17 protein-coding genes and 1 other RNA gene are annotated in these 19,274 nt (G+C 49.3%); 14 read left to right on the plus strand and 4 right to left on the minus strand.

The window, feature by feature from the left end; translation table 11 throughout:
* The first annotated feature begins 361 nt into the window (after window positions 1-361).
* The 8 genes from tdcA to MES37_RS08175 all read left to right on the plus strand — a co-directional run bounded on the left by tdcA (window position 362) and on the right by MES37_RS08175 (window position 10,472).
* Complete coding sequence (gene tdcA / locus MES37_RS08140) at window positions 362-1,300, plus strand: transcriptional regulator TdcA (RefSeq protein ID WP_064543600.1); 939 nt, start codon at window positions 362-364, stop codon at window positions 1,298-1,300.
* A 101-nt stretch (window positions 1,301-1,401) separates the two neighbouring features.
* Window positions 1,402-2,388 (plus strand): bifunctional threonine ammonia-lyase/L-serine ammonia-lyase TdcB, encoded by a 987-nt coding sequence (gene tdcB, locus MES37_RS08145; protein ID WP_064543602.1) that lies wholly within the window; start codon window positions 1,402-1,404, stop codon window positions 2,386-2,388.
* Between the two features lie 87 nt (window positions 2,389-2,475).
* The gene (tdcC, locus tag MES37_RS08150; RefSeq protein ID WP_064543604.1) at window positions 2,476-3,807 is read left to right on the plus strand and encodes a threonine/serine transporter TdcC; all 1,332 of its coding nucleotides are present in this window, start codon (window positions 2,476-2,478) and stop codon (window positions 3,805-3,807) included.
* Between the two features lie 161 nt (window positions 3,808-3,968).
* A complete protein-coding gene (gene tdcD, locus MES37_RS08155; protein ID WP_121814920.1) occupies window positions 3,969-5,177 on the plus strand; it encodes a propionate kinase in 1,209 nt (402 codons plus the stop codon).
* Between the two features lie 29 nt (window positions 5,178-5,206).
* Entirely contained in the window at window positions 5,207-7,501 is a 2,295-nt protein-coding gene (gene pflB / locus MES37_RS08160; RefSeq protein WP_237930972.1) for a formate C-acetyltransferase, read from the plus strand.
* Window positions 7,502-7,989: 488 nt separating this feature from the next.
* The gene (locus MES37_RS08165; RefSeq protein WP_064543608.1) at window positions 7,990-8,850 is read left to right on the plus strand and encodes a small-conductance mechanosensitive channel MscS; all 861 of its coding nucleotides are present in this window, start codon (window positions 7,990-7,992) and stop codon (window positions 8,848-8,850) included.
* A 134-nt stretch (window positions 8,851-8,984) separates the two neighbouring features.
* The gene (gene argO, locus MES37_RS08170) at window positions 8,985-9,620 is read left to right on the plus strand and encodes an arginine exporter ArgO (RefSeq protein ID WP_064543610.1); all 636 of its coding nucleotides are present in this window, start codon (window positions 8,985-8,987) and stop codon (window positions 9,618-9,620) included.
* 108 nt (window positions 9,621-9,728) lie between these two features.
* On the plus strand, window positions 9,729-10,472 hold the full coding sequence (locus tag MES37_RS08175; protein ID WP_064543611.1) for an oxidative stress defense protein: 744 nt from the start codon (window positions 9,729-9,731) through the stop codon (window positions 10,470-10,472).
* A 253-nt stretch (window positions 10,473-10,725) separates the two neighbouring features.
* On the opposite strand, the gene argP is transcribed toward MES37_RS08175, so the two are convergent.
* Window positions 10,726-11,625, minus strand: coding sequence for a DNA-binding transcriptional regulator ArgP (argP, locus tag MES37_RS08180; RefSeq protein WP_064543613.1), 900 nt, complete (start codon window positions 11,623-11,625; stop codon window positions 10,726-10,728).
* Window positions 11,626-11,792: 167 nt separating this feature from the next.
* On the opposite strand from argP, the gene rpiA reads away from it, so the two are divergent.
* From rpiA to MES37_RS08195, 3 genes are all read left to right on the plus strand, one after another.
* A complete protein-coding gene (gene rpiA, locus MES37_RS08185) occupies window positions 11,793-12,452 on the plus strand; it encodes a ribose-5-phosphate isomerase RpiA (protein WP_064543615.1) in 660 nt (219 codons plus the stop codon).
* Window positions 12,453-12,855: 403 nt separating this feature from the next.
* Window positions 12,856-14,094, plus strand: coding sequence for a phosphoglycerate dehydrogenase (serA, locus tag MES37_RS08190; RefSeq protein WP_064543617.1), 1,239 nt, complete (start codon window positions 12,856-12,858; stop codon window positions 14,092-14,094).
* A gap of 116 nt (window positions 14,095-14,210) precedes the next feature.
* A complete protein-coding gene (locus MES37_RS08195) occupies window positions 14,211-14,822 on the plus strand; it encodes a DUF2238 domain-containing protein (protein WP_237930980.1) in 612 nt (203 codons plus the stop codon).
* A gap of 2 nt (window positions 14,823-14,824) precedes the next feature.
* Here the strand turns inward: MES37_RS08195 and MES37_RS08200 are convergent, their stop codons facing one another.
* From MES37_RS08200 to zapA, 3 genes are all read right to left on the minus strand, one after another.
* Entirely contained in the window at window positions 14,825-15,421 is a 597-nt protein-coding gene (locus MES37_RS08200; protein ID WP_064543621.1) for a 5-formyltetrahydrofolate cyclo-ligase, read from the minus strand.
* 25 nt (window positions 15,422-15,446) lie between these two features.
* A non-coding RNA gene (ssrS, locus tag MES37_RS08205) (6S RNA) lies at window positions 15,447-15,630 on the minus strand.
* Between the two features lie 41 nt (window positions 15,631-15,671).
* Window positions 15,672-16,001: a cell division protein ZapA gene (zapA, locus tag MES37_RS08210; protein WP_034498319.1), complete on the minus strand. Its 330-nt coding sequence runs from the start codon at window positions 15,999-16,001 to the stop codon at window positions 15,672-15,674.
* A gap of 168 nt (window positions 16,002-16,169) precedes the next feature.
* Here zapA and MES37_RS08215 point away from each other — a divergent pair, with 168 nt between their 5' ends.
* Genes MES37_RS08215 through ubiH form a run of 3 tightly spaced genes read left to right on the plus strand, consistent with a single transcriptional unit; the run spans window position 16,170 to window position 19,264 of the window.
* Window positions 16,170-16,748 carry a YecA/YgfB family protein gene (locus tag MES37_RS08215; protein WP_064543623.1) on the plus strand — a complete coding sequence of 193 codons (579 nt, stop codon included), beginning with the start codon at window positions 16,170-16,172 and terminating at the stop codon, window positions 16,746-16,748.
* Between the two features lie 24 nt (window positions 16,749-16,772).
* Entirely contained in the window at window positions 16,773-18,089 is a 1,317-nt protein-coding gene (pepP, locus tag MES37_RS08220) for a Xaa-Pro aminopeptidase (RefSeq protein ID WP_064543625.1), read from the plus strand.
* On the plus strand, window positions 18,086-19,264 hold the full coding sequence (gene ubiH / locus MES37_RS08225; protein WP_237930983.1) for a 2-octaprenyl-6-methoxyphenyl hydroxylase: 1,179 nt from the start codon (window positions 18,086-18,088) through the stop codon (window positions 19,262-19,264). Before pepP ends, ubiH begins: the two co-directional genes overlap by 4 nt.
* The last annotated feature ends 10 nt before the right edge of the window (window positions 19,265-19,274 follow it).

A 19,274-nucleotide genomic window follows, 5' to 3' on the forward strand; every position in this document is an offset into this window, starting at 1 on the left:
CAAATATTATTAGAGCTTTCATTAATTAAATTTTAAAAATAACAAAATTAGTTTAATATCGTGAAGTCCACTTAAGATAAATCTTCTCTTGCCATAATAAAAAACAGCATAAACAGCGGCTTATCTAAGCTTATATGTTTAAATTATCTCCATAACTTTATTTTATCAGGGTATATAAGGTTGATATTCATCATGTTAAGGGCAGATTGTCATTCTGTAATTCATTGTTTTTAAATGATATTTTTTATTTGACTGCTTTGTATGCAATTGATGGTCGAGTATTTGTGAGTCAAGCCACATAACATCGGTATCACTATTCGTTATGATCTGCGGCATGGAAATTAATTAGGCGCAGAACTTCATGGACAATAATACATTACCTAAAACACAACAGTTGCTTGTCTTTCAGGAAGTGGTGAGGAGTGGTTCATTTGGTTCTGCTGCAAAACAACTTAGTCTGACTCAGCCTGCGGTCAGCAAAATTATTAGTGATATGGAAGCCTATTTTGGCTTAGAACTTATCATCAGAAAAAATACCGGTGTAAAATTAACCGAAGCAGGCAAAGTTCTACTGACTTACTCAGAGTCCATCACACGTGAGTTGAGAAATCTGTGTAGTGAAATGAATCAAATGGTCGGCAACGGTGTGGTCGATGTTTCATTCGGTTACCCCTCTCTGATTGGTTTTACTTTTTTGCCAGGGATGATGAAAGAGTTTAAAGAAGTTTTCCCACAGGCTCAGGTTTCGATGTTCGAAGCTCAACTGTCCTCTTTCTTACCTGCAATCCGCGATGGTCGTCTGGATTTTGCGATTGGTACATTGAGCGACGAGATGTTGTTACAGGATCTGCATATCGAACCATTGTTTGAGTCAGAGTTCATTCTGGTAGCGAACCGAACCCGGAAGATTCAAGGGACAACAACGCTTAGCGATCTGACGCAAGAACAATGGGTGTTGCCGCAAACGGAAATGGGATATTACAGTGAACTTCTCACCACGCTGCAAAAAAATAATATTAAGAGTGAAAACATCGTTAAAACAGACTCAGTCGTCACGATTTATAATCTCGTATTGAATGCTGATTTCCTGACGGTCATTCCACGAGATATGATTTCTCCATTTGGCTCCAACTCATTTATTAAAATCCCTGTGGAAGATAAATTACCCATCGCTCGTTATGCCGCCGTATGGTCTAAAAATTATCGAATTACTCAATCGGCAGCAACATTAGTTGAGCTTGCGAAAAAACATTCATTACGTACTCGGTTTCAATTTAATCAATTAACTGAAGTAGCTTAATTAAACTCAGTAATTGAACTGAATTCTATAAACAATTCCCAGTGATAATTTGATTATATTATCACCGCCTATATTTCTGTTTTTAAAATGTTGAGGTCAACATGCATATCGACTATGAACTTCCTGTCACTATTATTGATGTACTAGAAGCAAAGAAAAGACTTGCTGGTTATATCTATAAAACAGGAATGCCACGCTCAAATTATCTTAGCGAATGCTGCAAGGGCGAAATATTTTTAAAGTTTGAAAATATGCAGCGTACCGGTTCATTTAAAATACGCGGTGCCTTTAATAAGCTGAGTTCTTTAACCGAAGAAGAAAAAAGCAAAGGGGTAGTAGCGTGTTCTGCAGGTAACCACGCGCAGGGTGTTTCACTATCTTGTGCCATCCTTGGTATTAACGGCAAAGTTGTGATGCCTAATGGCGCACCAAAATCTAAAGTTGCCGCAACCTCTGACTACTCTGCCGAAGTTGTGATGCACGGCGATAACTTCAACGACACTATCGCCAAAGTGAGTGAAATCGTTGAGATGGAAGGACGTATCTTCATTCCACCGTATGACGATGAAAAAGTGATTGCTGGTCAGGGGACTATCGGCCTCGAAATCCTCGAAGATTTATACGACGTCGATAACGTGATTGTACCTATTGGCGGCGGTGGTTTAATTGCCGGTATTGCGCTGGCGATTAAATCCATTAACCCGACAATTAATATCATCGGCGTTCAGGCTGAAAACGTGCATGGTATGGCAGCCTCGTTCTATAAAGGTGAGCTTATGTCGCATCGTACATCAGGTACTTTAGCTGATGGTTGTGATGTTGCGCGCCCTGGCCGAATCACTTATGAAATTGTCAAGAAATTAGTGACTGATATTGTATTAGTGAGTGAAGATGATATTCGTAATAGCATGGTGGCACTGATTCAACGTAATAAAGTCGTCACTGAAGGTGCTGGCGCATTAGCCACTGCGGCATTATTAAGCGGCAAGTTAGATCACTATATTAAAGGGCGTAAGACAGTCAGTATTATTTCTGGCGGGAACATCGACCTTTCGCGTGTTTCGCAGATTACAGGCTCAGTAGATTAATCCCCCTAATAATTAAAGCTGCATCACAGATAATAGCGATGCAGCTTGAAATATAACGCGTATAAAATTACTTAAAGGAATTTTATTATGAGTAATACAGATGCAACACTTGTTGGTCAAAAAGTTACATCGCAATGGCGCAAATCTGACACTACCTGGACATTAGGCTTATTTGGAACGGCCATCGGTGCCGGGGTTTTATTTTTCCCTATTCGTGCCGGTTATGGCGGTTTAATTCCAATTCTCATCATGTTGTTTCTTGCCTTTCCGATAGCATTCTATTGCCACCGGGCGCTCGCGCGTTTGTGTCTTTCAGGCAGCAATCCCTCCGGAAATATCACTGAAACAGTTGAAGAACATTTTGGTAAAACAGGTGGTGTGGTCATTACCTTCCTGTACTTTTTCGCCATCTGCCCATTGTTGTGGATATACGGTGTCACCATCACCAACACCTTCATGACATTCTGGGAAAACCAGCTCCAGCTCATGCCGCTTAACCGTGGTGTGGTGGCACTGTTCCTGCTGCTGTTAATGGCTTTTGTTATCTACTTTGGCAAAGACCTGATGGTCAAAGTGATGAGCTATTTGGTGTTCCCTTTCATTGCCTGCTTAATCTTGATCTCCGTGTCGCTGATTCCTTACTGGAACTCTGCGGTTATCGATCAAGTCAGTCTAAGTGATATTTCGTTTACCGGCAGTGATGGCATTCTGGTGACCGTATGGCTGGGTATTTCCATCATGGTCTTCTCCTTTAACTTCTCACCGATTGTCTCTTCGTTCGTGGTTTCCAAACGTGAAGAGTATGAGCAAGATTTTGGCAAGCAGTACACTGAAGACAAATGTTCGAAGATTATCTCTCGCGCCAGCATGCTGATGGTTGCCGTCGTGATGTTCTTCGCCTTTAGCTGTCTGTTCACGCTTTCTCCACAAAATATGGCGGAAGCCAAAGCGCAAAACATTCCTGTGCTTTCATACCTGGCGAACCACTTCTCCTCAATGTCTGGCACAAAATCGACTTTCGCCACCACGCTTGAATATGGCGCATCGATTATTGCTCTGGTGGCAATTTTCAAATCCTTCTTTGGTCACTATCTTGGCACCCTCGAAGGGCTCAATGGCCTGGTCCTCAAGTTTGGCTACAAAGGGGATAAAACCAAAGTATCCGGTGGGAAGCTCAACCTCATCAGCATGGTGTTTATCATGGGGTCGACCTGGGTTGTGGCTTACGCAAACCCGAACATCCTCGATTTAATCGAAGCCATGGGGGCACCGATTATCGCTTCACTGCTTTGCCTGCTGCCAATGTATGCGATTCGCAAAACACCTGCGCTGGCGAAATATAAAGGAAAAACTGAAAACATTTTTGTCACAGTAATTGGTTTGCTGACCATTCTTAATATTGTTTACAAGCTTATCTAATTATTTTCGATACCCGTCATACTTCAAGCTGCATGTGCGTTGGCTTTCTCGCTCACCCCAGTCACTTACTCAAGTAAGTTTCTGGGGATTCCCTGCGTCGCCGCCTTCCTGCAACTCGAATTATTTTGGGTATATTGGCTCAGGATGAGTGGGATTTAAAAATGAATGATTATCCGGTAGTGTTGACGATTAACTGTGGTTCTTCTTCGGTTAAGTTCTCAGTATTAGATGCAGAAACTTGCGATGTACTTTTAGCCGGAATTTGTGAGGGTATTAATACTGAGAAAGCTTTTTTAACGGTCAATGATGGAGAGCCAGTTATTCTGGCTCACCAGAATTATGAAGAAGCGCTTTCTGCAATAGCCGCTGAACTTGAAATACGGAATTTAATCGATAGTGTGGCTTTTGTCGGTCACCGTATTGCCCACGGTGGATCTTTATTTAGTGAGTCAGTCTTAATTACCGATGAGGTTATAGAACAGATTCGCCAGGTTTCACCGTTGGCACCATTGCACAATTACGCCAATTTACACGGGGTGGAATCTGCGCGGACTCGTTTCCCGGATGTTCCACAGGTCGCGGTATTTGATACCAGTTTCCATCAGACATTAAAGCCTGAAGCTTATCTGTACGGCCTGCCATACCGCTATTTTGAAGAGTACGGGGTTCGCCGTTATGGGTTCCACGGCACGTCGCATCGCTATGTCTCCCAGCAAGCGGGTGAGTTACCTGGCTTGAACCCAGTAAATTCAGGGTTGGTGATTGCTCACTTAGGAAATGGAGCTTCGGTTTGTGCGGTTCAAAATGGTGAAAGCGTTGATACCTCAATGGGTATGACACCGCTCGAGGGGCTGATTATGGGCACCCGTTGCGGAGACGTGGATTTTGGCGCAATGGCCTGGCTTGCTCGTCAGACCCAGCAATCGATGGACGACCTTGAACAAGTCGTCAATAAAGAGTCCGGCCTGCTGGGTCTTTCGGGTTTATCGTCAGATTTGCGCACTCTGGAAAAAGCCTGGCATGATGGCGATGTGCGTGCGCAATTAGCGATTAAAACTTTTGTTCACCGCATTGCCCGAACCATAGGCGCCCATGCTGCTTCGTTAAATAATTTTGATGGCGTTATTTTTACCGGCGGTATTGGTGAGAATTCAATACTGATTCGTCGCCTGGTGGCAGAACGGTTGCGTGTATTTGGTATCGACCTGGATATTGAAAGAAATAACCAACCTAATCGTATCGGGCAGCGAATTATTTCCAGCGACAGCTCTGCCATCGTTTGCGCGGTCATTCCGACTAACGAAGAAAAAATGATTGCGCTTGATGCCCTGCATTTAGGAAAAGAATGTCGTATCACGGAATACGCCTGAATTAATAATGTTGTACAGAGGATGAAGTAATGAAAGTGGATGTTGATATTACCAACGAAAATTATTCCCATGCCTGGCAGCAATTCTCGGGCGTTGAATGGAAAACGGCAATTAATGTTCGGGATTTTATCCAGCAGAACTATACGCCGTATGAGGGTGATGAATCATTCTTAGCGGGCGCAACTCCGGCGACCACCGCACTGTGGGAAAAGGTGATGGATGGCATTCGCATCGAAAATGCTACCCATGCGCCAGTCGATTTCGATACCAATATTGCCACGACGATTACTGCGCATGCTCCGGGTTACATCGTCAAAGAACATGAAAAAATCGTCGGTTTGCAAACCGACAAGCCGCTGAAACGCGCCTTACATCCGTATGGCGGCATCAACATGATCAAAAGCTCGTTTGAAGCTTATGGTCGTGAAATGGACTCAGACTTCGAATACCAGTTTACTTCGTTGCGTAAGACACATAATCAGGGTGTGTTTGACGTCTACTCACCAGATATTTTGCGCTGCCGCAAATCGGGTGTTTTGACCGGCCTGCCGGACGGTTATGGGCGCGGTCGCATTATTGGCGACTATCGCCGCGTGGCGTTGTACGGCATCGCTTATTTAGTGCGCGAACGTGAGTTGCAGTTTGCTGACTTGCAAAATCAACTGGAGCGCGGAGAAAAGCTTGAGGATGTCATCCGTCTGCGCGAGGAGCTGTCGGAACATCGCCGTGCTTTGTTGCAAATTCAGGAAATGGCGGCAAATTACGGCTTTGATATTTCTCGTCCGGCAGGCAATGCGCAGGAAGCATTGCAGTGGCTCTATTTTGCCTACCTGGCCGCGGTGAAATCACAAAATGGTGGCGCGATGTCACTGGGCCGCACTACCTCGTTTATCGATATTTATATCGAGCGTGACCTTAAAGCGGGTGTGCTGACAGAGCTTCAGGCACAAGAGTTAGTCGATCATTTCATTATGAAGATCCGTATGGTGCGTTTCCTGCGTACCCCGGAATTTGACTCTCTGTTCTCCGGCGACCCAATTTGGGCGACAGAAGTTATCGGCGGTATGGGGCTTGATGGGCGCACAATGGTCACCAAAAACGCCTACCGCTATTTGAACACGCTTTACACCATGGGGCCGGCACCAGAACCGAATCTGACTATCCTGTGGTCGGAAGCTTTACCGAAGCCGTTCAAGGTTTATGCGGCCAAAGTGTCCATCGAAACTTCATCGTTACAGTACGAAAACGACGATCTGATGCGCTGTGATTTTGACAGTGATGACTACGCTATTGCCTGCTGCGTCAGCCCAATGGTGATCGGCAAACAGATGCAGTTCTTCGGGGCACGTGCCAACCTGGCAAAAACGCTGTTGTATTGCATCAACGGCGGTATGGACGAAAAGCTAAAAATCCAGGTTGGGCCGAAAATGCCGATGTTGCTGGATGACGTGCTGGACTATGACAAGGTGATGAATAGCCTCGATCACTTTATGGACTGGCTGGCGACGCAATACGTGACTGCGCTCAATCTTATTCACTACATGCACGACAAATACAGCTACGAAGCGTCGCTGATGGCACTGCACGACAGAGATGTTTATCGCACTATGGCGTGTGGAATTGCCGGTTTGTCAGTCGCGGTGGATTCGCTTTCTGCGATTAAGTACGCCACGGTAAAACCGGTGCGTGACCAGACTGGGCTGGCGGTTGATTTCGTTATTGAAGGTGAATATCCGCAATATGGTAATAATGACGATCGCGTTGATGCCATTGCCTGCGATCTGGTTGAGCGCTTTATGAAGAAGATCCAGGCGCTGCCAACCTATCGCAATGCGGTGCCGACACAATCGATCCTGACGATCACCTCAAACGTGGTGTATGGACAGAAAACCGGTAACACGCCAGATGGCCGTCGTGCCGGAATGCCATTTGCCCCGGGCGCAAATCCGATGCACGGCAGGGATCGTAAAGGTGCGGTCGCGTCATTAACCTCTGTCGCTAAACTTCCGTTCAGTTATGCGAAAGATGGCATCTCTTACACTTTCTCAATTGTGCCTGCCGCGCTGGGACGAGATGACGCAGTGCGCCAGTTAAACCTGGTGGGTCTGCTGGATGGATATTTCCATCACGATGTAAGAACCGAGGGCGGGCAGCACTTGAACGTTAACGTGATGAACCGTGAAATGCTGATGGATGCCGTCGAGCACCCAGAAAATTACCCGACGCTGACCATTCGCGTTTCTGGATACGCGGTGCGCTTTAATGCGTTAACGCGTGAACAGCAGCAGGATGTGATTTCTCGTACCTTTACGCACTCGATTTAATCTCTCATCCTGAAATCGCAGAGAAGTGAGTGCCATTTTAAACCCCGCCTTGTGCGGGGTTTGAGACTGATGACAAACGTCTTCGTAGGTCGGATAAGCGCAGCGTCATCCGACACAACTGGCGTAAATGGTGGATGACGCTAACGCTTATCCACCCTACAAAACACATTTATCACCCTTTGTCAGCAATCTGAAACCCTGCCTTGTGCGGGGTTTGAGACTGATGACAAACGTCTTCGTAGGTCGGATAAGCGCAGCGTCATCCGACATAACTGGCGTAAATGGTGGATGACGCTAACGCTTATCCACCCTACAAAACACATTTATCACCCTTTGTCAGCAATCTGAAACCCCACCTTGTGCGGGGTTTTTTGCATTTTTGTGGCAAAATTGTGACTAAGTTGGCATATTCTATTGTTTTGTTTAATCTTTAAAGTCTCTGTTGTGCCTTTGAGGCGCAGAATTTTGGTAATGACAAGGAACAGTGAATGGAAGATCTCAACGTAGTAGACAGTATTAATAATGCCGGAGGCTGGTTGGTGCGCAACCAGGCGTTACTGCTGAGCTATGCCGTCAACATTGTGGCGGCACTGGCGATTATTATCGTCGGGATGATTGTCGCTCGCGTGGTTTCCAATACCATCAACCGCGTGATGGTAGCGCGTAGTATTGATGCCACTGTAGCTGATTTCCTTTGTGCTCTGGTGCGTTACGGCATCATCGCTTTCACTTTAATTGCCGCTTTAGGGCGCGTGGGGGTCCAGACTGCGTCCGTCATCGCGGTGTTGGGTGCCGCAGGTTTGGCCATCGGCCTGGCGCTGCAAGGTTCGCTCTCTAACCTGGCGGCTGGCGTACTGCTGGTTACCTTCCGTCCATTCCGTGCGGGCGAGTATGTCGATCTCGGCGGTATTGCAGGCTCGGTACTGAATGTGCAGATTTTCTCCACCACGTTACGCACACTGGATGGCAAGATTGTCGTCGTGCCAAACGGCAAAATTATCGCCGGGAATATCATTAACTTCTCCCGCGAACCGGTGCGCCGCAACGAATTCATCATCGGTGTGGCATACGATTCGGATATCGACAAGGTTAAACAAATTCTGACCGACATCATCACTAGTGATGAGCGTGTGCTGAAAGACCGGGATATTACCGTGCGACTTAATGAGCTTGGGCCTTCTGCGATTAATTTTGTGGTGCGTGCCTGGAGCAACAGCAGCGATCTGCAAAACGTCTATTGGGATGTGCTGGAACGTGTTAAACGTGAGTTTGATGCGCAAGGGATCAGCTTCCCTTACCCGCAAATGGATGTGAATTTCAAACGCGTGAAAGAACCTGCGCAAGAGTGATTTTTCTGGGCCAGCTTCGGCTGGCCCCTGTTTTATTAGTTCTGCTTATAAACCATTAAAATTATCCATTTCCTCTAATAATATTTCCCCACTAAACTCTTCTTCAATTGATACAAATTGAAGAGTAAATCACCGTGTTATCTTATTTCTTTCAAGGTCTTACATTGGGTGCTGCGTTAATTCTGCCTCTCGGGCCGCAAAACGCTTTTGTTATGAACCAGGGGATTCGTCGCCAATACCATCTGATGATTGCTTCGCTTTGTGCAATCAGCGATTTGCTGCTGATTTGTGCTGGTATCTTTGGCGGTAGCGCGCTGTTGATGCAGTCACCGTGGTTGCTGGCCATTGTGACCTGGGGCGGCGTGGCATTTTTGCTGTGGTACGGTTGGGGCGCGTTGCGTACCGCGATGAGCAGCAGCGTGGAACTGGCTTCAGCGGAAGTTCTGAAACAGGGACGCTGGAAAATTGTCGCCACTGTGCTGGCTGTCACCTGGCTTAATCCGCATGTTTATCTGGATACTTTTGTAGTGCTCGGTAGCCTCGGTGGGCAACTGGCCGATGAACCAAAGCGTTGGTTTGCGTTGGGTACCGTGAGTGCATCAATTCTGTGGTTCTACGGCCTGGCCCTTCTCGCCGCCTGGCTTGCTCCCCGGTTACGCACTGCTAAAGCGCAGCGTATTATTAACGGCGTTGTCGGGTTGGTGATGTGGTTTATCGCATTGCAACTGGCGGCGGATGGGGTGCACCATATTTCTTCGCTGATAGGCTAATTCGCCTTAATCCGATAGACAAGTTACCATTGCAGGCTAAGCTTGCTGCCAGACGCCCGTGGATTTTACGGGCGGAATGACAGTGGAATGTAGCATGGAGGTATTACAGTGAAGTTGAAAACTCTGGCATTAGCCGCTTTAGTTGGATTTGGTTCGGTTCCGGCATTGGCCGATGAGTTGCCAAATGGCCCGCATATCGTAACATCCGGCACTGCAAGCGTGGATGCTGTTCCTGACATTGCCACGCTCGCCATTGAAGTCAATGTGTCTGCTAAAGATGCGGTATCCGCTAAGAAACAAGCTGACGATCGCGTTGCACAGTATCTGACCTTCTTGCAGCAAAGTGGTGTCGAGAAGAAAGACATCAATGCCGCCAACCTGCGCACTCAACCAGAATACGAATATCTGAAAGATGGCAAAACGCAGCTGAAAGGCTATCGTGCCGTGCGTCAGGTTGAAGTCACACTGCGTAAACTCGACAAAATGAACGAGTTGCTTGATGGCGCGCTGAAAGCGGGTCTGAACGAAATTCGTTCCGTATCGCTTGGTGTAGCAAACCCAGAACAATACAAAGATAAAGCGCGTAAAGCGGCTATCGACGATGCATCTCGTCAGGCGAAACTGTTAGCCGAAGGCTTCAACAGTAAGCTGGGGCCGGTATATAGCGTGCGTTATCATGTTTCTAACTATCAGCCGGCGCCGATGGTGCGGATGATGAAAGCTGACGCAGCTGCACCAGTTTCTGCTCAGGATACCTACGATCAGCAGACTATTCAGTTTGATGACCAGGTTGATGTGGTGTTTGAACTGGGAGCGGCTTCCGCTCCGGCTACAGCCCCAGCAGCACAGTAAGACATTGATAGATGGTGGATGACGCTTGCGCTTATCCACCCTACAAAAGCGCAAAATTGTTGGTCGGATGATGCTTGCGCTTATCCACCCTACAAAAGCGCAAAATTGTTGGTCGGATGATGCTTGCGTTTATCCACCCTACAAAATCGTAAAATCGTAAAATCGTAAAATCGTAAAATCGTAAAATCGTAGGTCGGATAAGCGTTAGCGCCATCCGACAAAAAAAAGGCCGCTATTGGATTGCGGCCTTTTTCTATTCTGCGTCCTGCCGTAGAACTTTATGCCCGTACTCAAGCAGCGCGTCGGTGACATTTCTCATCATGCGGCTTTCTGGTGCGAAGCGGTGCCAGTACAGCATGCGGCGCTGCATCAAGCCTGGCGTCAGGTCGATCAATTCGCCGTTTTTCAGCTCTCTTTCGATTTGCAGATGCGGGATCATGCAGCATGTGGTGCCCTGACGCGCCAATTGTACAAACGCTTCCGATGAGTTAACGATGTGGCACGGGACGCTACCCGGCGACAGATCGAAGTTCTGTTGTAAGAACGCCTGGTGCATATCATCGAGATGGTCGAACGCCACGGCAGGGGCTTTTAACAGTGCCGAGCGGGTAACTCCGTTCGGGAAATAACGTGCGGCAAAGTCTTTCGAACCGACAAACAGATAATCCAGCGCTCCAAGTCTGTCGACCAGGCAGCTTGGCAATGGCTGTGGTTGAATGGAAACCGCGCCAACCACTTCACCACGGCGCAGGCGTTCCTGGGTTCGGGTTTCATCTTCAACCTGAAGATTCAGACGAATAGGGGAGTCGGCCAGAACCGGCGCTAAAGCAGGCAGCAACCAGGTTGCCAGGCTGTCGGCGTTGACCGCAAGTGACAGCAGCAGCGGGGTAGAACCGGTTTGTTCATCACCAAGCCACTCTTCTTCAAGCAGTTCGACCTGACGCAGTAATGCCAGCAACTTTTGCCCTTGCTCGGTTGGACGAGGCGGAACAGTGCGTACTAACAATGGCTGGCCGAACATATTTTCCAGTTGCTTGATACGTTGCGAGACGGCGGATTGAGTAATACAGAGTTTTTGAGCGGCGCGCTCAAACCCTCGTTCACGAATTACGGCATCCAACGCCTGTAGCGTTCTATAGTCCGGGCGTTTCATTGTTGTTTGCTGACTCCTGTTTTTGTTATGGCTGCACTATGACATAAATTTGCCGCTGATCCAGACCAAATCCGCAATGTTCGTCCGAGTTCTGCGCCAATCGCAGGACATTTTTTGGCGGCTTGCTCTATAATGCGCGTCAGTTTTCACAGCACAGGCAATTAACCATGACGCAGGATGAACTGAAAAAAGCAGTCGGCTGGGCAGCATTACAATACGTGCAACCAGGCACTATCGTCGGTGTGGGTACCGGCTCAACCGCCGCACACTTTATTGATGCTCTTGGGACTATCAAACATCAGATTGATGGTGCCGTTTCTAGCTCCGACGCTTCCACCGCCAAACTGAAAAGCCTTGGTATCACTGTTTACGATCTCAACGAAGTGGATACCCTCGGTATCTATGTCGATGGTGCAGATGAGATCAACGGCCAGATGCAAATGATTAAAGGCGGCGGTGCAGCACTGACCCGCGAAAAGATCATCGCGTCTGTCGCGGAAAAGTTTATTTGTATCGCCGATTCGTCCAAGCAGGTAGGCATCCTGGGTAACTTCCCACTGCCAGTGGAAGTGATTCCAATGGCTCGTAGTTGCGTGGCGCGCGCACTGGTCAAGCTGGGCGGTCGCCCGGAATACCGCCAGGGCGTAGTAACCGATAACGGCAACATCATTCTTGATGTTTACGGCCTCAGCATCGTTGAGCCTATCGCGCTCGAAAATGCGATTAACGGCTTGCCAGGCGTGGTCACCGTGGGGCTGTTTGCTAACCGTGGTGCGGATGTTGCGTTGATTGGTACTGCTGATGGTGTGAAAACCATTGTGAAATGATCTGGGGGGCGTTTTATACCCGTCATACTTCAAGTTGCAGGGGTGTTGGCTGCACTCACAAACCCGAATCACTTACCTGAGTAAGCTCATCGGGATTTGTTCACTTGCCGCCTACCAACAACTCGAATTATTTTGGGTATATACGCCCCATATCCATATAAAAAATGACAAAATAATCTAACGCTAAATTTGGTGACATATGTCACATTCCTGCCAACCACCTGCTGTTCATTCCTGATTCTCTCTGCTACTCAGAGTTTTGTGCTGCCCCATGCCGCTTATTCCTTTTTTGCTTTGCGGACTGCGCAATCGTTTATATTGCCCCGCCCGTATATTTTGATATTTTGGCAGAAGGGTGTCTTATCACACAGCACAACATCAGTACTAAAAATAGGGTCGGGAAATGGCAAAAGTATCACTGGATAAAGACAAGATTAAATTCCTGCTGGTGGAAGGTGTACACCAGAAAGCCGTGGATAACCTTCGCGCAGCAGGCTATACCAACATCGAATACCATAAAGGCGCGCTGGACAGCGATGCCCTGAAAGAGTCGATCCGTGATGCGCATTTCATCGGTCTGCGTTCCCGTACCAACTTAACTGAAGATGTTCTGGCCGTGGCTGAAAGGCTGGTGGCTGTCGGCTGCTTCTGTATTGGTACAAACCAGGTCGACCTGGATGCTGCCGCTAAACGTGGCGTTCCGGTGTTTAATGCCCCATTCTCTAACACGCGTTCTGTAGCAGAACTGGTTATCGGCCAACTGCTATTACTGCTGCGTGGCGTTCCGGAAGCTAACGCCAAAGCACACCGTGGTGTGTGGAATAAACTGGCGGTTGGCTCTTATGAAGCACGCGGTAAAAAACTCGGCATTATTGGTTACGGCCATATCGGGACTCAGTTGGGGATTCTGGCTGAAGCGCTGGGTATGCACGTTTACTTCTACGATATCGAAAACAAACTGACGCTGGGTAACGCGACTCAGGTTCAGCATCTTTCTGACCTGCTCAACATGAGCGATGTGGTGAGTCTGCATGTGCCTGAAAATGCCTCTACCAAGAACATGATTGGCGTCAACGAACTGGCGCTGATGAAGCCGGGCGCACTGCTGATCAACTGCGCACGTGGCACGGTTGTTGATATTCCTGCATTGTGTGATTCGCTGGCGCGTAAGCATCTGGCAGGTGCTGCAATCGACGTATTCCCGACTGAACCGGCAACTAACAGCGATCCATTCACTTCGCCACTGTGTGAGTTTGATAACGTGATCCTGACTCCGCACATTGGCGGCTCGACTCAGGAAGCACAGGAAAACATCGGTCTGGAAGTGGCTGGCAAACTGGCTAAATATTCCGATAACGGTTCTACACTCTCTGCGGTGAATTTCCCGGAAGTTTCTCTGCCGTTACACGGTGGCAGCACCAGCCGTTTACTGCACATTCACGAAAACCGCCCGGGGATTTTGACCGCGCTGAACCAGATTTTTGCCGAGCAGGGTATCAACATCGCCGCTCAGTATCTGCAAACCACTCCGCAGATGGGCTATGTGGTTATTGATGTCGATGCCGAAGAAGATGTTGCTGAAGCTGCGCTGAAATCGATGAAGGCGATTCCGGGGACTATCCGCGCCCGTCTGCTGTACTAATTAAATAATTGGGGAGCTAATCTGGCTCCCCACTTGACTCTCAAAATCCGTTTCCTGAGTTGTTTTTTTCGCGTGTCCCACTGATAGTTAAGCTTTTAGTCATACGGCGAAGCTACATGACCAGTACATTCTTAAAATCCGGTGCCTTTATACTTCTGCTGATTCTCATCTATACGGGGTTTAGCACTACGGATCGGCTCACCTGGCTGATGGAAGTGACTCCAGTCATTATCATTGTTCCTCTGCTTTTAGCGACCCACTCGCGTTTTCCCCTTACGCCATTGCTCTATTTTTTGATTTTCCTGCATGCCATTATTTTGATGGTTGGCGGTTTATACACCTACGCCAAAGTGCCGATGGGTTTTGAGGTTCAGGAGTGGTTGGGTCTGAGTCGTAATCCCTATGACAAGCTTGGCCATTTTTTCCAGGGGCTAGTTCCTGCGCTGGCGGCACGTGAGATTTTGATTCGTGGTGGCTATGTTCATGGGCGCAAAATGGTCGCGTTTCTGGTGTGCTGCATAGCACTCGCCATCAGTGCCGTATATGAACTGATTGAATGGGCGGCAGCGCTGGCATTGGGGCAGGGGGCCGACGAGTTTTTGGGGACTCAGGGTGATATTTGGGACACGCAATCAGATATGTTTTGTGCGCTTCTTGGCGCACTGACCACGGTCTTCATATTGCAATACTGGCATACCAAACAACTGCTCAAGCTGCGTATCGCCTGACGCTACCATTCCCAAACTCGCGATGGCGTCACCACTGCGGGCAAGGGAATATCCCACTCTTCAGCGGGTAAGGCCGGAACATGCTGGCAATCATGTGCCAGCCCAACCGGCCACAAACCATGCTGCTGCCAGTTTTGCAACGTCCTGTCGTAGAAACCACCGCCCATTCCCAGCCTTTGTCCTTGCTCATCAAACGCGACTAATGGCGTAATCAGCACATCCAGTTTATCCAGCGGCAATACATCACGGACATCAAGCTTCGGCTCAAGAATTTTCAGGCGATTCATCACCAAATGGCTATTTTCGCTATAGCGCAAAAACAACAGGTTGCCTTTGCTGAATGGATGAAGCACCGGTAGATAGACCGATTTTCCTGCTCGCCATAACGCACGGATGAGTGGTGTGGTGTCCAGTTCGCCATCAAATGACAAAAACAGGGCGACGGTACCGGCATCGGTTACCGGCTGATATGCCAGCATTCGTTCGGCTGCAAGATGAGCAAAGTGTTGTTGTTCAGTGGGGGTAAGCGCACGGCGTCGTTGCCGAATGTGTTGTCTGATTTCTTGTCGAAGCGATGGAATTAGCTGAATTTTCGTCATAGCGATGACTGGTTGGTAGAAAGAGGGAATCTCCGAGATGCCGCCGCAGGCTGTAACCCTTGAACCCTTGGTTCAAGGTGAATGCAGCGTCAGAATCATCAGGCTTCTCGGACGGACCGAGCATGCTCACAGAATCTGGAGCACCACATTCTTGTGGTATGAAATATCGGCTCAGGGGACTGGCCCGCATGCAAACATCTCAGAGAAATTTGGTCTTCAAAGTTACTCTACCATAGGTAACCGTGAAGTGTTATTCAAAATTTGGACCCTGTCTTTCAGTTATGCGACCTTGCTCAAGCAACGCTTGTTCGATGGTCTGCTGTAACATCCGAATACGTTCTTCCATGTTAGAAGCGTAGTCGCGGGTTTTCGATTTTTCCTGAGCCAATTCGTAGCAAATGTTCAATGCTGCGATGAAAACTAACTGCTCAGTATTTGTGACTCTAGTGCGAACTTTTAAATCTTGCAACCGCTGATCAAGCTCTTGAGCCGCAAGATTCAGTGCATCCTGTTGTTCAGGCGGACAATTCACGCGCAATGAACGACCGAAAATTTGGATATCGACTGGTTGTGCAGACATGCCACCTTCCTGCTGTTAACTCGCCTGCCTCTCGCTAACCTGTGCCAGGCTACGAAAGGGGCGTCACTATAGCTATCCCGAAATGAAGATACAAGCCCTTTTCTGGTGCCTTGGGGTCCCTGGTGGTAGCATAACATGAACTCTCACAGCCAACGATGGCGAATGCGCATGTCTATACAGAACACTATGCCTGACTACGACTTAGTCGGCCAACTATTGAACCAACAAGGTGTCGGTATGACGCCTTCAGAAATGCACGGCTTAATCAGCGGTATGCTATGCGGTGGTAATCAAGACACCAGCTGGCAACCGCTGCTTCATGACCTGACAAACGAAGGCCTGGCCTTCAGCCAAAACCTTGCGGATACTCTGCGCCAGATGCATGGTGCAACCGGTGATTCGCTTGAAGATGACGGTTTTCTGTTCCAGCTTTACCTGCCAGATGGCGACGACGTAACGGTATTCCAGCGAGCTGATGCGCTGGCGGGGTGGGTAAACCATTTCTTACTTGGCCTGGGTGTCACGCAACCTAAGCTCGATAAAGTGACCGGTGAAACCGGTGAAGCTATCGACGATTTGCGTAACATCGCGCAATTGGGTTACGACGAAGACGAAGATCAAGAAGAGCTGGAAATGTCGCTCGAAGAGATCGTCGAGTACGTGCGCGTGGCGGCATTGCTGTGTCACGACACCTTTACCCGCCCGGTTCCGACCGCGCCAGAAGTGCAAAAACCAACGCTACACTAAAAATAATAAGCTTCAGGAGGTGTGATGAATCAGCACGAATTTCTCCGGCGCCGCCAGGCGTTGTTGGCCAAAATGGCTCCGGCAAGCGCCGCGCTCATCTTTGCCGCTCCCGAGGTAACACGCAGTGCCGACAGCGAATACCCGTATCGCCAGAATAGCGATTTCTGGTACTTCACCGGTTTTAACGAACCTGAAGCGGTATTGGTGTTGATTAAAAGCGACGAAACCCACAACCACAGCGTTCTGTTTAACCGCCTGCGCGATAAAACCGCTGAAATCTGGTTTGGTCGCCGTCTGGGTCAGGAAGCCGCACCAGAAAAACTGGGCGTTGACCGTGCGCTGGCGTTCTCCGAAATCGGCGAACAGTTGCACCAACTGCTTAATGGCCTCGATGTGGTTTACCACGCGCAGGGCGAATATGCCTGGGCTGACACCATCGTTTTTGCCGCACTCGATAAACTACGCCGCGGTTCTCGCCAGAATCTCACCGCTCCGGCTACAGTAACTGACTGGCGTCCGTGGGTTCACGAACAGCGTCTGTTTAAGTCAGAAGAAGAAATTGCGCTGATGCGTCGTGCCGGTGAAATCACCGCACTTGGGCATACCCGAGCGATGGAAAAATGCCGTCCAGGGATGTTTGAATATCAGCTCGAAGGTGAAATCCTTCACGAATTTAACCGCCACGGTGCGCGCTTCCCGTCTTACAACACCATTGTTGGCAGCGGTGAAAATGCCTGCATTCTGCATTACACCGAAAACGAGAGCCAAATGCGCGATGGTGATTTGGTGTTGATCGATGCCGGTTGCGAATACCACGGCTATGCGGGCGATATCACGCGTACCTTCCCGGTGAACGGTAAATTTAGCGCACCGCAGCGGGCGATTTACGACATCGTGCTCGAATCCCTCGAAACCTCTCTGCAACTCTACCGTCCAGGCACCTCAATGCAGGAAGTCACCGCGCAAGTGATTCGCATTATGGTGACGGGCCTGGTCAAGCTCGGCATTCTTCACGGTGACGTAGATAAGTTGATCGCCGAAAACGCGCACCGTCCGTTCTTTATGCATGGTCTGAGCCATTGGTTAGGGCTGGATGTTCACGACGTCGGCGTTTATGGCGCGGATCGTTCACGCAAGCTTGAGCCTGGAATGGTGATTACCGTGGAGCCTGGTTTGTATATCGCGCCTGATGCAGATGTTCCCGCCGAGTACCGCGGTATTGGGATTCGTATTGAAGACGACATACTCATCACCGCCACCGGCAATGAAAACCTGACAGCCAGCGTAGTGAAGTCGGCAGACGACATCGAAGCGTTAATGGCGGCGGCGCGTCACTCATGAGCGTGATTATTGTCGGCGGAGGCATGGCTGGGGCGACGCTGGCGCTGGCTATTTCCCGTTTAACTCACGGTAAGTTGCCGGTTCATTTAATTGAAGCGGTGGCCCCGGAATCTGCGGCGCATCCTGGTTTTGATGCGCGAGCTATCGCGATTGCGCAGGGGACTTGCCAGCAATTGACGCGTATCGGCGTGTGGCCTGCCATCAAAGACTGTGCAACCCCGATTACCACGGTTCATGTTAGCGATCGCGGCCATGCCGGTTTCGTCACGCTGGATGCGCAGGATTATCAGATTCCGGCACTCGGGCAAGTCGTGGAACTGCATGATGTCGGGCTGCGTTTGTTCGCTTTACTGCGCAAAGCACCGGGCGTGGCATTACATTGCCCGCAGCGCGTTGCCTCGTTCACCCGTGAAACCGATAAAGTCAGCGTCCAGTTGGATAACGGTGAGCGTATTGAAGGTAAATTGCTGGTGGCGGCGGATGGCTCTCGCTCGCCGCTCGCCGCGCAATCTGGCATTACCTGGCAGCAACAGGATTACCATCAGGTTGCGGTGATCGCCAACATCACCACTTCACAACCGCACAACGGGCGCGCGTTTGAGCGTTTTACCGAGCACGGCCCGCTGGCGATGTTACCGATGTCCGACGGACGTTGTTCGCTGGTGTGGTGTCATCCATTATCCGCACAGTCTGAAATTGCCCAGTGGGATGACGAGCAATTTTGTAATGAACTGCAACGCGCATTTGGCTGGCGGCTTGGGCGAATCACACATGCGGGCGCGCGCGCGCAATATCCACTGGCACTGACCACGGCGACGCAGTCGGTTTCTCACCGCGTTGCGCTGGTGGGCAATGCTGCGCAAACGCTACATCCGATTGCCGGGCAAGGCTTTAACCTCGGCCTGCGCGATGTGATGTCGCTGGCTGAAAACCTCGCCGCTGCACATGAAGCAGCCCAGGATATTGGCAGTTATGCAGTTCTGGCTGAATATCAGCAACGTCGTAGCGAAGATAAAATTGCCACCATTGGCGTGACCGATGGCTTAGTCCAGGTATTCGCTAACCATTGGGCTCCACTGGTGGTGGGGCGCAATCTTGGGCTGATGGCGATAGAACATTTTACCCCAGCGCGAGACGCGCTGGCTGAGCGTACTCTCGGCTGGGTTGCGCGTTAAAACAGGTTTG

This window comes from Buttiauxella sp. S19-1 (genome assembly GCF_022134725.1).
In the GTDB taxonomy this organism is placed as follows: Bacteria; Pseudomonadota; Gammaproteobacteria; order Enterobacterales; family Enterobacteriaceae; genus Buttiauxella; species Buttiauxella ferragutiae.